The 15708-nt window shown below is 40.6% G+C and carries 17 protein-coding genes; 7 read left to right on the top strand and 10 right to left on the bottom strand.

The features are described from left to right. Position 1: 1 nt before the first annotated feature. From QZT69_RS12350 to QZT69_RS19185, 5 genes are all read right to left on the bottom strand, one after another. A complete protein-coding gene (locus tag QZT69_RS12350; protein ID WP_294674569.1) occupies positions 2-721 on the bottom strand; it encodes a bifunctional 2-polyprenyl-6-hydroxyphenol methylase/3-demethylubiquinol 3-O-methyltransferase UbiG in 720 nt (239 codons plus the stop codon). Between the two features lie 73 nt (positions 722-794). Beyond that, the gene (locus tag QZT69_RS12345; protein ID WP_294674567.1) at positions 795-1334 is read right to left on the bottom strand and encodes a hypothetical protein; all 540 of its coding nucleotides are present in this window, start codon (positions 1332-1334) and stop codon (positions 795-797) included. Between the two features lie 125 nt (positions 1335-1459). Continuing rightward, positions 1460-2887 (bottom strand): HD domain-containing protein, encoded by a 1428-nt coding sequence (locus QZT69_RS12340; RefSeq protein ID WP_294674564.1) that lies wholly within the window; start codon positions 2885-2887, stop codon positions 1460-1462. A gap of 30 nt (positions 2888-2917) precedes the next feature. Beyond that, complete coding sequence (locus tag QZT69_RS12335; RefSeq protein WP_294674562.1) at positions 2918-3475, bottom strand: L-threonylcarbamoyladenylate synthase; 558 nt, start codon at positions 3473-3475, stop codon at positions 2918-2920. Between the two features lie 19 nt (positions 3476-3494). Continuing rightward, positions 3495-3833: a winged helix-turn-helix transcriptional regulator gene (locus QZT69_RS19185; RefSeq protein ID WP_367242230.1), complete on the bottom strand. Its 339-nt coding sequence runs from the start codon at positions 3831-3833 to the stop codon at positions 3495-3497. Positions 3834-4072: 239 nt separating this feature from the next. Between QZT69_RS19185 and QZT69_RS12330 the strand changes: the two genes are divergently transcribed. From QZT69_RS12330 to QZT69_RS12310, 5 genes are all read left to right on the top strand, one after another. Beyond that, the gene (locus QZT69_RS12330; protein ID WP_294674561.1) at positions 4073-4756 is read left to right on the top strand and encodes a response regulator transcription factor; all 684 of its coding nucleotides are present in this window, start codon (positions 4073-4075) and stop codon (positions 4754-4756) included. Beyond that, complete coding sequence (locus QZT69_RS12325; protein ID WP_294674559.1) at positions 4753-6120, top strand: HAMP domain-containing sensor histidine kinase; 1368 nt, start codon at positions 4753-4755, stop codon at positions 6118-6120. The genes QZT69_RS12330 and QZT69_RS12325 overlap by 4 nt, the downstream gene beginning before the upstream one ends. 94 nt (positions 6121-6214) lie before the next feature. Further along, positions 6215-6697, top strand: coding sequence for a hypothetical protein (locus QZT69_RS12320; RefSeq protein ID WP_294674558.1), 483 nt, complete (start codon positions 6215-6217; stop codon positions 6695-6697). Beyond that, positions 6694-7155, top strand: coding sequence for a hypothetical protein (locus QZT69_RS12315; protein WP_294674556.1), 462 nt, complete (start codon positions 6694-6696; stop codon positions 7153-7155). Before QZT69_RS12320 ends, QZT69_RS12315 begins: the two co-directional genes overlap by 4 nt. A 70-nt stretch (positions 7156-7225) precedes the next feature. Next, positions 7226-8041: a YoaK family protein gene (locus QZT69_RS12310; protein ID WP_294674554.1), complete on the top strand. Its 816-nt coding sequence runs from the start codon at positions 7226-7228 to the stop codon at positions 8039-8041. On the opposite strand, the gene trmD is transcribed toward QZT69_RS12310, so the two are convergent. Together trmD and QZT69_RS12300 are read right to left on the bottom strand one after the other, a co-directional pair. Further along, a complete protein-coding gene (gene trmD / locus QZT69_RS12305) occupies positions 8042-8734 on the bottom strand; it encodes a tRNA (guanosine(37)-N1)-methyltransferase TrmD (RefSeq protein ID WP_294674552.1) in 693 nt (230 codons plus the stop codon). It lies immediately after the preceding gene. A 27-nt stretch (positions 8735-8761) separates the two neighbouring features. Beyond that, positions 8762-9865, bottom strand: a complete 1104-nt coding sequence (locus QZT69_RS12300; RefSeq protein ID WP_294674550.1) for a hypothetical protein — start codon at positions 9863-9865, stop codon at positions 8762-8764. Between the two features lie 112 nt (positions 9866-9977). On the opposite strand from QZT69_RS12300, the gene QZT69_RS12295 reads away from it, so the two are divergent. After that, a complete protein-coding gene (locus tag QZT69_RS12295; RefSeq protein ID WP_294674548.1) occupies positions 9978-10181 on the top strand; it encodes a hypothetical protein in 204 nt (67 codons plus the stop codon). Between the two features lie 294 nt (positions 10182-10475). Here QZT69_RS12295 and QZT69_RS12290 read toward each other — a convergent pair whose 3' ends face one another. Next, complete coding sequence (locus QZT69_RS12290; protein WP_294674545.1) at positions 10476-11357, bottom strand: DMT family transporter; 882 nt, start codon at positions 11355-11357, stop codon at positions 10476-10478. A 260-nt stretch (positions 11358-11617) separates the two neighbouring features. Here QZT69_RS12290 and QZT69_RS12285 point away from each other — a divergent pair, with 260 nt between their 5' ends. Beyond that, entirely contained in the window at positions 11618-14038 is a 2421-nt protein-coding gene (locus tag QZT69_RS12285) for a TonB-dependent receptor (protein ID WP_294674543.1), read from the top strand. Position 14039: 1 nt separating this feature from the next. Here the strand turns inward: QZT69_RS12285 and QZT69_RS12280 are convergent, their stop codons facing one another. Both QZT69_RS12280 and QZT69_RS12275 read right to left on the bottom strand, forming a co-directional pair. Next, the gene (locus QZT69_RS12280) at positions 14040-14525 is read right to left on the bottom strand and encodes a YcxB family protein (RefSeq protein ID WP_294674542.1); all 486 of its coding nucleotides are present in this window, start codon (positions 14523-14525) and stop codon (positions 14040-14042) included. A gap of 89 nt (positions 14526-14614) precedes the next feature. After that, entirely contained in the window at positions 14615-15700 is a 1086-nt protein-coding gene (locus QZT69_RS12275) for a methyltransferase (protein WP_294674539.1), read from the bottom strand. Positions 15701-15708 lie beyond the last annotated feature (8 nt).

Genomic DNA, 15708 nt, shown 5'->3' with positions numbered 1-15708 from the left:
CTTATTTCTCCAGTGTTATTTCAGCCAGGTAATGATCGTCTTCTTCCAGGACACGGCTTGCTTTCAAACCGACTTTTTTAGCTGCCTGGAATAAATTGTCAAAATCCACGTATAACCAGTCGAACCAGGGACCTTTTTGCTTTTTGTATTTCATCTGAAAGCGGAAATTTCCGTAGTATTCCGTATTCAGGTCTACCCACAATGCCCCGTCTTCATCTTCGTATAAAGAATGGATATCTGAAGAGTCACATAAGATCTTTCCTCCCGGATTCAAAAGGGATTTTGCATGCTCCAGTGTTTTTTCCAGGTTTGATAATTTTCCGGCGATCCCGATTCCGTTCATCAACATAAGGATTGTATCGTATTTTCGATCTTTCAATGAAAAGAAATTGATGCGTTCTGCATTCAGGTCGTTGCTTTTCAAATATTCAACGGCTCCTTCTGAAATATCGATACAGTCGACCTTGAATCCAAGATCCTGAAGATAAGTAGCGTGAATTCCTGCTCCGGCACCAACGTCAAGTACGTGTCCTCTTGCCAGGGAAAGAGCCTTTTGCTCGATCGGAGGCATTTCATCGTATTTCCTGAAAAGTACTTCCAACGGAATGATATCGTCTTCACAGATGTCGGAGGAAACGATAATATCTTCCGGACGTCTTTTATCTGCGTATTCTTTGATGGCTGCTCCAATCGGATCGCCGTATTTTTTTTCGTTGCTCATATTCTAATGTAATTATCAATGAGTTAATTATCAGTTATCAAGCTTTGATAATTAAACCATTCATAATTGATAATTAATATTCGTATTCTTCGTAACCTGACAAGTCGTCTTCGTCGTAGCCATCGCCGAAATCTTCGTCAAAATCATCGAAATCTTCGTCTTCTTCTCCAAAAAAAGCGTCATCCTGGATCATCTTTGAATCTTCAGGCGGAGCAGTTCCCACGGCTAGTGCTACTTGTGGTTTATCCGGTGTTTCTTCGGTACGCTCCTGCAATTCGATCAGGAAGATCCACATTCTCAGGAAATCGTATACCAGGATGATCTTTTGGTCCGGTGCTTCCATAAAATTATTCAGCTTAGCTTCCGACATCACGCTTGTGATCTCCGTATCTTCATCAGAATAGCTCATGTCCATCAAACTGATTTCATGACCTTTGTCCCATTCGTCGTTTGACATAAAGAATGAACCCATTTCTTTGCCTTCAAAGTTGAAAGAATTCAATATAGCCCGATAGAATGATTCAAAGTTCTCATCTTCACTGATGACAATGTCTCTGAATATTTCCTGATCTTTTTCAGAATCTAATAACACGCGGAATTTTAGCGCACCCATGCAGTTGTTTTTTACAAAAATACTTTAAATTGAAAAGTTAAAAGGTAAAATTGAAAAGTTTAAACTGTTCAACCGTTCAAAGAGTTTAAAAGGTTCAATCATTCAATTCTTTTAACTCTTGAACTTTATGGTTCCTTTTTAACTGTCAAGCCGATTTCTTCTCCGATTTGAAGCATCAATTTTTTTGCCGTTTCGAAGTCGTTTGGAATTTCTCCTTCCAGGATAGCTTCTTTTATGCGGTTTTTAATAGTTCCGATTTCTCCGCACGGTCCGATATTAAAGGTTGACATGATCAGTTCACCGGAAATAGGAGGCTGGAAGTTCCTAACATGGTCTTTTTCTTCCACGGCTTTCAACTTTTCAACAACCAATTCAAAGTTTTTCTTGTATTTCTTGACTTTGAATTCATTTTTGGAAGTAATATCTGCATTGCACAAGGTCATCAGATCGTCAATATCGTCGCCTGCCTCGAAAAGTAAACGCCTCACGGCTGAATCCGTCACATTGCTTTTCACCAGTGCAATTGGCCGCAGATGAAGTCGAACCAGCTTCTGTACATATTTCATTTTCAGGTCCAGTGGAAGTCTTAATCGGGCAAAAATCTTAGGAACCATTCGTGCTCCAAGTTCTTCATGTCCGTGAAAGGTCCACCCCACCTGTGCATCAAATCGTTTTGTAGGAGGTTTTGCAATATCGTGGAGGATTGCCCCCCACCTTAACCACAAATTATCGGAATTCAGTGCTACATTGTCTAATACTTCCAATGTATGATAGAAGTTATCTTTATGACTTTTCCCTTCTCTTGTTTCCACTCCATGCAATGCTATCATCTCCGGAAAAAACTGATGCAATAGTTTGGTGGAATTTAATAGTTCGAATCCTCTTGATGGTTTTTTTGCCAGGATGATCTTATTTAGCTCATCCATTATGCGTTCTTTCGAAATGATTTCTAAACGGGAGGCATTTTCCAGGATTGATCTCAAACTTCTGCTCTCGATTTGAAAATCCAATTGTGTTGCAAAGCGTATTGCACGCATCATCCGTAAAGGATCATCGGAATAAGTTGTGTCCGGATCAAGTGGTGTTCGAAGAATTCCCTTTTCCAAATCCGCCAGTCCATCGAACGGATCAATAAGATTTCCAAAAGTTTCTTCGCGCAAATCAAGTGCCAATGCATTAATTGTAAAATCGCGTCTTTTTTGGTCGTCACTCAGGGTTCCGTCTTCCACGATCGGTTTTCGGGAATCTCTTTGGTAAGATTCTTTTCGGGCACCAACAAATTCAACATCCAAATCTTTGTAATTGAATTGCGCCGTACCAAAATTCTTAAACAGGTTGACTTTTTTTACACGCAGTTTCTCTCCGGCCGCCTGGGCCAATTCCATTCCATTTCCAACCACAACTATGTCGATGTCTTTGGATGTCCTCTCCAATAATAAATCACGCACAAATCCGCCGATTACATAAGCTTCCAAGCCTTTTTCGGTAATGATCTGAGAAACAACCTTAAAAACAGGGTGTTTGAGTTTATGAGCGAAATTTTCTGTTTGCATGCGGGTGCAAAGTTACAGAATTAAGTGTAATCAGCTTCTGATAACCTGGATGGAACTGTCTAATCCGATTTTGATTATCTGAGAAGGAGTTGAAAGTTGCTCGGAGGTACGTAATTCAAGTACAGCGTCAACACGCTCTTTGATTTTTGGATCGATGTTATTGAAATTGGTAGGAAAAGGCTTACCGGAAATGTTTGCCGAAGTAGATACCAAAGGTTTGCGGATACTACGAATTAATGCAAGACAAATAGGATCTTTTGTCAGCCGGATTCCCACAGAACCGTCCTTTGCCAAAACACTTGGAGCCAGGCCCTGAGCGTTAGGATAAATAATCGTTAAAGGTTTGTCGGATAAATCGACCAGGTCATAACACACATCCGGAAATTCCGGGATGTATTTTTCAATCATTTGAAAACTGTCGGCCAATAAGATAAAGCTTTTATTCTCCGGTCGCTCTTTAATTTCAAGGATTCGTTGACAGGCTTCTTCATTAGTGGCATCACAACCGATTCCCCAAATGGTATCGGATGGATAAAGAATTGTTGCCCCTGTTTTTAGTGCTTCAAGGATGTTTTGATCGATGATCATTTTCTTTTTTTGAACAAAGTTACTCCAGATGACTCAAATGATAAGTCTTTCTTGTTTCAAAATTGAAGAGCGTTTCTAGTTTTTTGTAGTTCCTAATTTGTTCAGGTGTTATTTCAATACCAAGCGAATGTGGAAAGTAATTGATATTGATTAATCCTGCATCCCATAGTTTTTTGAGGTGAAGATGAACTGTGGATTTGGATAGATGTAGTATCTCTGTTAATTCCCTGTTCGTCAAATTCGGATACTTAATAAGTAATTCAATCATTTTGATTCTGCATGGATGAGCAAGAGCTCTTCCTGTAAGTGAAATGGAAATTTGTTTCGGAGAATAATCCTGAGGTCTTGACGTTGGCATAATGTGTTGAAAATTAAATAAATAAAGATGTTTTCTAAATTAAGTTAGGAAAAAACAGCTCATGAATCAAGCGGTTTTGGAAAAATAAAGACGAAAATTTAAGAATTCGAGAATTCGATTGTTCGCTAATTTGCGAACAGAATCTGATTTAGAACATTGTTTTTCAATTACTTATTATTTTTTAATTAAAATTTTTGTTCTCTCGCTTTTTACTAATTTTATCACTCAATCCATTTTCAGTGAAAAAAATATTGATAATCGAAGACGATCCGCAAATTAGCTCATTGGTGCAAAAAGGACTTGCGGAAGAGAACTTCGAAACCAAAATAGCTAACAACGGACTGAAAGGTCTGGACGAATTCCATTTTTGGAACCCGGATTTGATCATATTGGATATTATGCTTCCCGGACTAAATGGAATGCAGGTCTGTTCAAAGATCCGAGAAACCAGCCAGGTACCAATATTGATGCTTACGGCTCTTGGAACTCCTGAAAATGTTGCTCTCGGACTGGATTCCGGAGCAGATGATTACCTGCCCAAACCTTTCAAGTTCATAGAACTCAATGCACGTGTAAGATCATTACTCAGAAGGATTGATAACCAATCAACAAATCACAGTGTCCATTTTAATTTTGGAGATCTTGTTATAGATGATGACCGGAAAACAGTTACAAGAAATGGAAATCTGATTAGTCTTACATCGACAGAATATCGTTTATTGCTGCTTTTTGTCATGAATCCACGGAAGGTGTTTTCCCGGATGGATATTTTGGAGGAGGTATGGGGGATTGGTTTTGAATCAGGAACCAATGTGGTGGATGTTTACGTGAATTACCTGCGTAAGAAACTGATGCAGTTTGGCGGTTCCCGGTTGATCCATACTGTAATTGGAATGGGGTATGTAATGCGTGAGGAAGAATGAAAATTCGGGTACGGATCATTTGGCTGCTGAGCAGTACATTCGTTGTTTTGGTATTGCTATTCAGTACGATAGTTTATGTCTTGTCTTCAAACTATGTGTTCAATGATTTTTATGACCGGTTGGAGACACGTACCAATACAACCATTCGTATAGAGCTGGACCATCGTGGAGATAAGGAGTTTGTAAAGGAATTCAAACAGGAGTATTTGGAAAAATTACCGTATGAAAAAAGCATCGTAATAGAGTTGGATGATTCCGGAAAACCTTTGCTTAATTCAAGGCAGGCGAAAGAGGACTCCAATTTTATTTACAAGGTTATAAAACATAAAAGTGCAAAGGAACGAAGTAAAAACCTTTTGAGATTCGGAAAAATGTATGTTACGAAACAAGGGAAAAGTTACGTGGTTTATACCTCCGCTAAGAATATGTATTATACAAAGTACAAGCACTACTTAGGCGGATTGCTGATATCGATGTTTTTTTCTACCGTATTTTTAATCATTATTGTTTCGCTTTGGTTGTCTAAAAGACTTATAAAACCGATTACAGATTTAAGTAGCAGCGTTCATCGCATTGGTACCGAAAACCTTCATTTCAGAATTCAGAATAAACAAGAGGGCGACGAATTGGGTGAGCTTATCAAGACCATGAATAGTATGCTGGACCGTTTGGAAACCAGCTTTGAAACACAGAATAATTTTATCAGTAATGCTTCGCATGAATTAAATACACCCCTTACAAGTATCATTGGACAGGCAGATTTGATGCTGAGCAAAGACAGAAGTGCGGAGGAGTATAAAATTGCTCTGAACCATATCCTCGAAGAAGCGGAGAAACTGAATAAAAAAACAAAAGCATTGTTGTTTCTTGCTCAAACAGGTTTCGATGGCAAGAAGATGACCATTGAAAATCTACGGGTAGATGAACTTATTTTCGAAACAATAGAAACAGTCAATCGGATTATTCCGGGTAACAAGATCAAGTTTGATTTTAGTACGCTTCCGGAAAACCTGTATGCATTGGAAATAAAAGGAAACTCACAACTGCTTCAGCTGGCTTTATCCAATGTCCTATTAAATGCATCGAAATATTCCGAAAACCAGGATGTAAGAATTTATCTAAGTCATACCAAGGAAACAATTTCTATTCATGTCAAGGATAATGGGATTGGGATTCCTCCGCAGGACTTGAGTCATATTTATGATCCGTTCTTCAGGGCTTCCAATACAACCTCTTTTGAAGGATACGGAATCGGGTTGCCGCTGACCAGGAATATCATGCGCCAGCACAAGGGAAAAATTATCGTTCATTCGGAAGAAGAAAAAGGAACTTTGGTGAGTCTGGTAATTCCCTATAAATCCTAAAGAAAAGTTAAAACTAAAATTCTAATCCCGTTTTAATCCGGCTCTTATTCCGTCCTTATGACCGTGCTCTAAATTTGGTCAAAAATAAATGGACATGAGCACAACAATTCTTATACCAACAGATTTTAAAGTTTCCTCATTGGAACCCTTAAAAGCCTTACTTCAATTTCAAGCAGAGGATTCGATAAATGTGCTTTTGGTACACGGAATCTATCTTTCGAATTCCATTTCAGATCTGCTGTTCTTTGATCAGAGCGATTTGAAGATCGAAATGGCAGGAAAAGAGTACCTGTCAAAATTATACGATTTGGAAAAGGAACTAACACCAAAGGTAGCTTCTATTCAGGTTGTTTTTTTTACCGGTTTTACTCAAAGTTCATTCGAACAGTTTACGGAAACCAATAAGATCGACCGGATCATTATTCCATATGAACTGAATTTCGACTGGTCTCATAAAAAAAGTATGGACGTTATTCCATTCTTGCAAAAATCGAAAGTCAAAAAACAATTGATTGCCTGGGATAACAATCAGTATTCGAATAAATCCAATCAAATAATTGTCACTTCATTGATATGAAACGAAAACTAGTCATATCGGCATGTATTGCAGTGATCACACTGACGTCATTCGGCTATTATGTGTTCAGTCATTCCGCTTATCCTGAAGTGGCTATAGTAGGCGAGTGGAAAGAGGTTTCATGGGTATATGACAGGAATAATGTGGATGAAAAAGTGAAGCAGGAAATCGGTACCGATGAGCGGGTCGATATTGCAAACCATCTGGTAATCCATGAATTTGAGAATTGGACTTTCAGAAGGAATTACAGTATTAAGCTTCATGAACTCAACGGTAAAGAACATTGGGCTAAATGGCGCTTGAAAGACCGTGGGCGCATCCTGACATTATTGAATGCTGATGGAACGACGGAAGTTTACTCGGTCGAATCCTTAAAGAAAAATGAATTGGTTCTTCACTTTGATACGGATGTGCATGCGCGCGGAATCGTGAAGATTACACTTAAAAAAATCAACTAAGAGTTCGTCAGCTGACGATCGATGAAATATCCGCTAAAGTGGATTTCAAAACAAATTAAATTAGTACAATATGCTTCGCAGATTTAGTAATAGCAGGACTTTTCAGGATAATTTAAGACTGGGTGTATTCACCGCTCTCATTGCAGGAATGGTGAACGTTGCTTCATTGGTGCTGTTTTATTCCTTTACGTCGAATTTGACGGGACATTTCGCCATTCTTGCACAGGAAATTGCCGATGGTAAATGGTTCCAGATGCTGGTTGTTCTATTTTGGATACTTCTCTTCTTTTCAGGGAGCTTCTTGTCTAATAACCTGATCATTAACAGCACTAAAAAGAATGCCTTTGTTTCTCATAGTATTCCTATGATACTGGAAATTCTGTGCTTTGTTTTTGTAGGGATCTATGGTCAGTTCTTTTACACAGAGACATTGACTCAAACAGAAATACTGGTTTCCATTCTCCTGTTTTCGATGGGACTTCAAAACGGTTTGACGGCAAGCATTTCCAATTTCCAGGTAAAAACAACCCATTTGACAGGTTTAACAACAGACCTGGCACTTCATTTATCCATGCTTACGAAGAAAAAATACCGGTTAAATGCCCAGTTAGTCGAAAAAACAAAGTTGATGGCAGCAATTATGGGGTCTTACCTTTCGGGTGGAATTATATCCGGTTTGATCATTCATTATGTGCAGTTCCAGGTGTTCTATTTCATTTCTGCCGCAATGCTGGGAGTGCTTGCTTACGATTTTGCAAAAACTTATGTGCCTTTCTTCATGAATAAAAAGAAGCACGATAAGACTCTGAAAGCAAGATTGGAGAAGATCCAAAGTTCCATCCAGAACAATACAACAAAGAAAAACAGTGTGCTGGAGAGTAAATAATTATTCTTCTCCTGTGAATTTTTTATAGATATCAGGTCTTCGGGTTCGGGTTCGCTCGATAGCCTGCTGTTCTCTCCACTGCTCGATTTTACCAAAGTCCCCGGATAATAACACTTCGGGGACTTTCCATCCGTTAAACTCCGGCGGACGCGTATAAACCGGGGGAGAAAGCAGATCATCCTGGAAACTATCCGTTAATGCAGAAGTCTCATCGTTCATAACGCCGGGGATTAACCTTCCGATACTGTCTACCAAAACTGCCGCCGCCAATTCGCCGCCTGTCAAAACGTAAGATCCGATTGAAATTTCTTTGGTAATGTAATGTTCGCGGATGCGTTCATCAACCCCTTTGTAATGCCCGCAAAGGATCATGATATTCTCTTTTAAGCTCCATGAATTACTGTGTCTTTGCTCCAATAATTCGCCATCAGGAGTCATGTAAATGATCTCATCGTAGCTGCGTTCCGATTGGAGTTTTTCAATTAGTCGTGCGATGGGCTCAATGGCCATCACCATTCCTGCACCGCCGCCGTATTGATAATCATCCACGTTCTTGTGCTTATCTGTTGAATAGTCGCGGATATTGTGAATGTGAATTTCCAAAAGTCCGCGTTCCTGCGCGCGTTTCATCATCGAAACATGGAAAGGGCCTTCCAAAAGTTCCGGAAGAATGGTGAGTATATCGAATCGCATAGTGCAAAGTTAGTGAAATTCGCCCGATCACTTTCTCTTCCTTGCCTTGAAATAAGTGAAAATTGAAAGGATGAAAACAACTATTACCAAACCCATCCAAAGCACAGGGGAGTTACTTGTTTTGGTTGGTTGAATTACTTTTTTGGTTTCCGGCTTTTTCGGGGCGGGTTTGATCTGCTCCGATTGAACTGGCTCTTCGACAAGTTTTAAATGTATAAACGCGAGTAATTTCTTGGGGTCTGTTTCGATCTTTGACCAGTTTACCAAATAGTTGTCTGCATTGGGGTTTTTCAAATAGGATTCATAAGGAACCCCGGTTATTTTCCCCACGTCCGAACCATCCATAACCTGGTGCGGTTCAGGTTGAAGGTGTGCATATTTTGAACGGAGCTTGCGGACTTGTTTGATTTTTTCTTCAATATCCGTTCTCTCGGATTGGTAGTAAAGTTTCGCAATTTGATACAATCCATTGGCGTGTTCAAAGGATATGCTGGCTGTATAGCAATCCCCCAAATCGATTAGCAGATCTGCCATGACAGGATCGGGGCCTTTACAGAATGGAAAGCGTTCCCGTAACTGTGTAAAAAGCTGTTTGCGGATAGCCTCTGATGCTTCTTGTTTTGGAGTTAGTTTTAATATGGTGTTTTTTTCAAAGTAGTGAGGATCTTTTTCAAGTGCAATTTTGGCAAGCAGCAGCTTCACATGGATCCATTCGCTTCCGTCATGAGAATCCGGGTTCAATTTCAATCCTTTTCGGATATATTCAAGTGCTTTTACATTGTTTCCGCTTAATTCATAAGTAGTACCGAGGTTGGAAATAATACTGTACTCATTCGGATAAGCTTTTGCCAATGCCTCAAAAAGAATCAATGCTTCTTTAACTTTTCCGCCTCTTACGAGGTATAAACCATAATCGGATAATACCTTGAAATCTGCTTTTGACTGAAGCTTCTTTCCCAGTTTTGCAAGCTGATTTTCAACACGCCGAAGATCGAAATTGGTTTGAAAACGAATGGCACCGACTTCTACCTGGTGGAACCGGCCTTTGGCATCCAAAGCATAAAATTCGTTGTAACATGAAAAGACGTATGTATAACAGGAAAGTAGTAAAAAAGTGAGGGTGTAACGCATCTGATTGAGTTTGGTTTTTCTAAAATAACGAAAAAAAGGATTGATAATAAGCGAATTGAGTATATTCGCCCGATAATTGATTAAACTGTTTTAACGAAACCAAACTGTTCACATGAAATTCATTTTAGCCTTTGCTCTTGCGTGCTGTTTCTCCACAGGAGACGGAACGGTATATGTTTGTGATTCTCCAAATTCCGTAGCTTTTCATTATAAAAGAGATTGCCGCGGACTCAATAACTGTAAACACGAAGTAAAAAAAACGACCGTTTCTGAAGCCGAGAAATTAGGGTTAAGACTCTGCGGCTTGGAAGACTGATTATATTTCCCGCAGAGGACGCAGAAGAGCGCAGAATATATTAAGTAAAAATTAGATTAGTTAATACATTCTTTAATGTGATCTATACTTTTCAAAATGTTGGGTAAAATACTAAAATGGCGACCGGTGCGCCTATGCTGACCTTGATCTGCCGAAACGCTTATGCTGTAGCTTGTGCCGCCGCTAAAGCTTTGGCGACATGCGGTCAGCGAATGCACAGTGGCTACACAAAGGCAAGAGCTACAGTGTAAGCATTAGGCGCCATCAAAATCTGCGGTAAATTAATAGGGAACATTAGTGGGTTCTTTTCCTTGTATTCATAAAGACAACAGTAGCTACAATTAGCACTACTCCGAACCATTGCATGAGCGAAATATGCTCTTTCAGTACCAGGTGAGCAGAAAGGATTGAAACCGGTATTTCCAGTGCGATTAGTATTCCTGCTATTCCCAATCCGATCAGTGGAATGCCGCGCGTGAACAAAATGGGAGGGATAACCGTTCCGAATAATCCAAGAACCAATCCGAATTTCAGGAAGATCATCCAATCCAGGTGTGGTGGAATTTGCACGTTCCAGAAAGCCACCACCGTGAGGAAACCACCCGTTACAAGGTAAAAACTGCGTGTGAGACTCGGTATTTGTTTTTCCACATGGTTCGAAGCATGCAGACTGATCGTATAAGACAAAGCCGCCGCCAGACCGTACAATAAACCGATCAATGAAAGTTTAACATCCTGCTGGATCAGGTTCGTAGCAAACACGGTTCCGATCAGGACAACCAAACTTCCGGCAAGCTTACTCCAATGAGCTATTTTCTTCTGCTGGATCATTTCCCAGACAACGCTCATCCAAATGGATTGCATCAATAGGATGATACCGATGGAAACCGAAACGTATCGGATGGAAATGTAATAAAGACAACTGGTCAATCCCATTGAAATCCCGAACAGCAGGAGCTTTATTTTGGATTTCGGTTTGGGTTTGGGTAATTCAGGCTGCTTCCGGTATTGGAGGGTCATCAAAACAAAAAGAGAAACAACTCCGACCAGGGCCTGGTAAAAAGTCAGCGCGCTGGTATGAGCTCCCGAGTTATTAGCAAATTTGACGATCGTGGCAAGAATTCCATAGCTTGCAGCTCCGACCCCTACTAAAATAACTCCCTTCAGTTTGCTCATAATTCCGTTTGAAGCCTAAAATTACTCCTTTTTTCAAGCCGTGAAACTCCCGGAAATTGCTAAAGCGATATAGTGAATGAAATAAAGTTCACATTTCGACTTCGCTCAATGTTCTTAGTATTATCAATGGGTGACTGAGCGGAGTCGAAGTCAACCCTTTGTACATCATTCTTAACCGTTCAGCAATCCCTAAAAACAACTGATCACAAACTAATAATTGATAAGTCAATTAAAAAAGATCTTTGTTTAAAATTGATCCCATGAAAACAGGACTACTCATTTGTTTGCTCGTTTCCGTTCAATCTTTTTCGCAGGAAAAAGTCTGGATAAAAGGTCGTATTTCCGATCCGAAGAATGAAGGTGTGGCGGATGCGTTATTGTTCATTTATTCCACCGATTCAACGCTTTTGTCTATGGCTGTTTCCGAGAAAGACGGACACTTTGAAGCAGATGTGCTCCCGGTTGATGCAGTTTTTATCCGGGCAACCCATGACAATTTTACCGAATTTAAAACAGCTGTACTTCCTTTTTCGGAAACGTCGGATTTAAATCTGTCATTCCAAAACAGGACGAAGGAAATGGGGGAAGTAACTGTTTCTGCAACGAAACCAATGATTGAGCGAAAACCAGGAATGATGGTCCTGAATGTGGAGCAGTCTCTCAGTGCTACAGGTTCTTCCGCATTTGAAGTATTGGAGAAATCTCCCGGAGTAAGTGTTAGTTCGACAGATAATATCAGTTTGAACGGAAAGAGCGGGATTATCGTCCAGATTGACGGAAAAGCACAGCCGATGTCGGGAACTGACCTGGCCAATTACCTGCGCGGAATTCCTTCTTCTGCAATTGACAAGATCGAATTGATCAGTAATCCTTCTGCAAAGTACGATGCTGCGGGGTCTGCCATTATTAATATCCGTTTAAAGAAAGATACGCGTTTGGGAACAAACGGAACCGCAACGGTTAGCTACGGACAGGGAATTTATCCGAAAGCCGGAGCCGGAATCTCCCTGAATCATCGCAATAAGAAGGTAAATGTTTTCGGATCTTATAATTATGCTTATCGAAAAGGATTCAATCACCTGGTATTGGAGCGCCGTTTTTACCAGCAGGATACTTTTAAGGGAGCTTACATCCAGGACAACAATTTAAAATTCCCGGTTTCCAATCACAGCGCCCGTTTCGGGATGGATTTTCAGCTGAACCGGAAAAATGCACTTAGTTTTGTGGCAAACGGAATGAGCAATGCCTTTACAATTGACGGGATTAACCGGTCGGATGTTCAAATACAGCAGGATGTAATAGCTTCCCGTTTTGTAACTACCAATGACAGAGAAGAGAAATGGTTCAATGGCTCCGCCAATTTAAATTACAAACACGTCCTGGACTCAGCCGGTTCTGAAATCACAGCCGACCTGGATTATGCCGCTTACCAAAATCAGAACAATCAACGATTTAATGCAGGCTATTATGATATCAGCGGAACAGCTATCCAAAACCCGTATATCCTGACAGGGGATTTGAAAGGAAATCTGGCTATACATGCGGCAAAAATGGACCTGCATCAGGTCTTAAATGCGAAGAACTTCCTGGATGCGGGAGTTAAATCCAGTTATGTAATTGCTGATAATAACCTGGAATTTTTTGACCGAAGCACCGGAATTCCGGTTTATGACACTACCAAAAGCAATCATTATATCTACCGGGAAACGATTGGTGCGGGATACCTGACCTGGAATTATGAAGGCAAAAAGTGGTCCTTTCAATTGGGAGCCCGCGGAGAATATACACATGTGAAAGGAACGCAACGGATGACAAATTCGGTTTCGGATACGGGTTATTTCCAATTGTTCCCGACAGCTTACCTCGGGTTCAATCCGTCTGAAAAACATCATTTTGAATGGACCATGAACCGGAGAATTGACCGTCCGAGCTATGACCAGCTGAACCCGTTCAAATTCTACCTGGATCCGTCTACCTACAGAGAAGGGAATCCATACTTACGTCCGCAAACAACATATACCTTTGAGCTGGGTTATTCCTTTAAGAATGTTCTGTTTGTAAACGCCGGGATTGCAACCACCAAAGACAATATTACCGAAGTGATTGCTCCATTGACCCAAAACCAGAATGTGACCGTCCAAACAAACATCAATCTCAAGCGGGCAGATCTGATTTATGCCAATATTTCTGCACCGGTACAGGTGACGAAATGGTGGAACAGTGTCAATAATATCAATGCGTATATTGCTCTTTATTCCGGGAATGTAGCACAAACGAACCTTCAAAACAGGGGCTCCGGAGTATTGATCTTAAGTACGGTAAATACTTTCACACTGAAAAAAGACTGGTCGATTGAGTGGAATGCTTCGTACCACACGCCTGAAATTTATGCCTTTGATCATATCAAGGAGATATGGCATACCGGAATCGGGGTTCAGAAGAAAATTATGCAAAGCCGCGGAGTGATCAAATTTGCCTGGACAGATATCTTCTACACCAATTACATCCGTGCAAATGTGGCATTTACGAATTACAAAGAGTATTTTGACGTAAAACGGGATACACGCGTGGCGACCTTGAGTTTTACCTACAAATTCGGGAAAACAAGTGTGGCGGGAAGCCGAAGAAGAGGAACAGGAGCCGATGACCTGAAAGGCCGCGTGAATACCGGAGGAGGATAGATCAGAGGTTCGACGGAATGTTTTTCCTTGCGATAAGTGATTTCATTTCGTTCAGCTGTTCGGTACTTACATCCTTTACCGCAATGACATTTGCAATCAATTTATTCTGCCAGATCAGGATCAGTCCGGCTTTTTTGCGGATGCGAATAATTTCGTTCCATTTGATGGTGGAGGCATATCCTTCTTTGGAGATGGAAACACCTTTATCCGAAAACTCGTAAGTGGTTTCCTGGCGGATGCGCGGATTGTTCTGGTAATGGCGTTTTGCGTTATTGAAAATGCTGAATGCAAATAAACCAAGAAATACAACAGCCACAAAAACGAGTATGTAGGCATCTTTGTTGCGGAAAAAGATAATAGCGATCAAAGCCCCGATGATTAAAGCAATAACTGCTAAAATCAGGAAGAGCACCTGTAAGCGTTTCAACAGTAAAATCCCGGTTAATTTGGCGAATTGGTTTTGTGTAAGTGTTGTTTTGATCTGCATCTTTCAAAATTACGAATTCCCAATTACGAATTCCCAATTGTGGGTTTATTTGTTTGTAGGGACGAAAAAAAATTTCACCCCTACAAGGATTATTTAATTTTCAAAACCCAGCACTCCACCAATTCCTCCGCCCGCCAAACAGCTTTGCGTTTTGTTTTAGACGAAGCAGCCGCGACTTTCTTGGTCGTTTTACGGACCAATTCAAAGCGTTTTCCGGTTTTCAATTCGGCCTCAATCGGGTGAACGAAGTTGGGATACATCAATCCGGCTAAATTGGAAAACAGGATAACCACCTGTTCTTCCGGGTTAAGATGTTTGTGAGCTTCTTCGAAAAACCGCGGAAACAATTCCTTGTCGTAGTAAATAGCGAGGTCAATTCCGGAAACTTCTTTTGGTAAAGGAATCCAGGGAGGATTAAATACAACTACGTCCGATTGAACTTCCGAACCGGCAAATAAATCCCCGTAATAGAGAGTGGTAGAATGAGATGGGGGAGAATTTTTATCATTCTGTTTCTCATTTTCATTCTGAAAAAGGGCTCCAATCAGTGCATTCGGATTAATATCTGAAGCATTAACCTCTTTAAAACCAAACTGATGGAATAGCTTACTTAAAATACCACTTCCGATCCCGATATCAAATGCACGGTCTTTTTTACCTGAATAAGCTTTGAGATAAGCAACAAACAAGTCAATGTGCTCGAAGCGGGTAGGGAAATATGTTCCGTAAAATGGGTGAAGAGTTTCTTTCAGCCCGGGAATGCGGATTCCTTTTTCGTACCACTGCCAGGAGCTGTTTAATCCCTGTACGTCTGTAAACGGAAGGAAAAAATCAGGAAGTTCCGGGTACAGGATCTTGATCCAGCCGATTTCCGGGGCTTTTCGCACATGCAGTTTGTGGTCAGAAATTTCAATCAACAATAACTGATTTACCTTCCGAAAAGTATCCCGGTAACTGCGCTGGGATTGAAAAGAATCATCGGTCTTATTTTTCGACAGCTTCTTCTTCAATTCATCTAAAACGGCAATTCCGCTGCTGAACTGATCAGCCACCAACACATAGTTTCCTTCCAGCAAAGCTTCCACGGCATATTTCGGATCAATGTTCTTCGAATATTCCAGTACCGGAATATTCTCCGTTACCGGTTCCGGACGATTGAGTGTTAATTCAGTCAAATTTTTGA

Origin of the sequence: uncultured Fluviicola sp. (assembly GCF_902168135.1) — a bacterium.
Lineage (GTDB): Bacteria > Bacteroidota > Bacteroidia > Flavobacteriales_D > Crocinitomicaceae > Fluviicola.
This window is presented reverse-complemented; position numbering and strand designations above follow the sequence as displayed.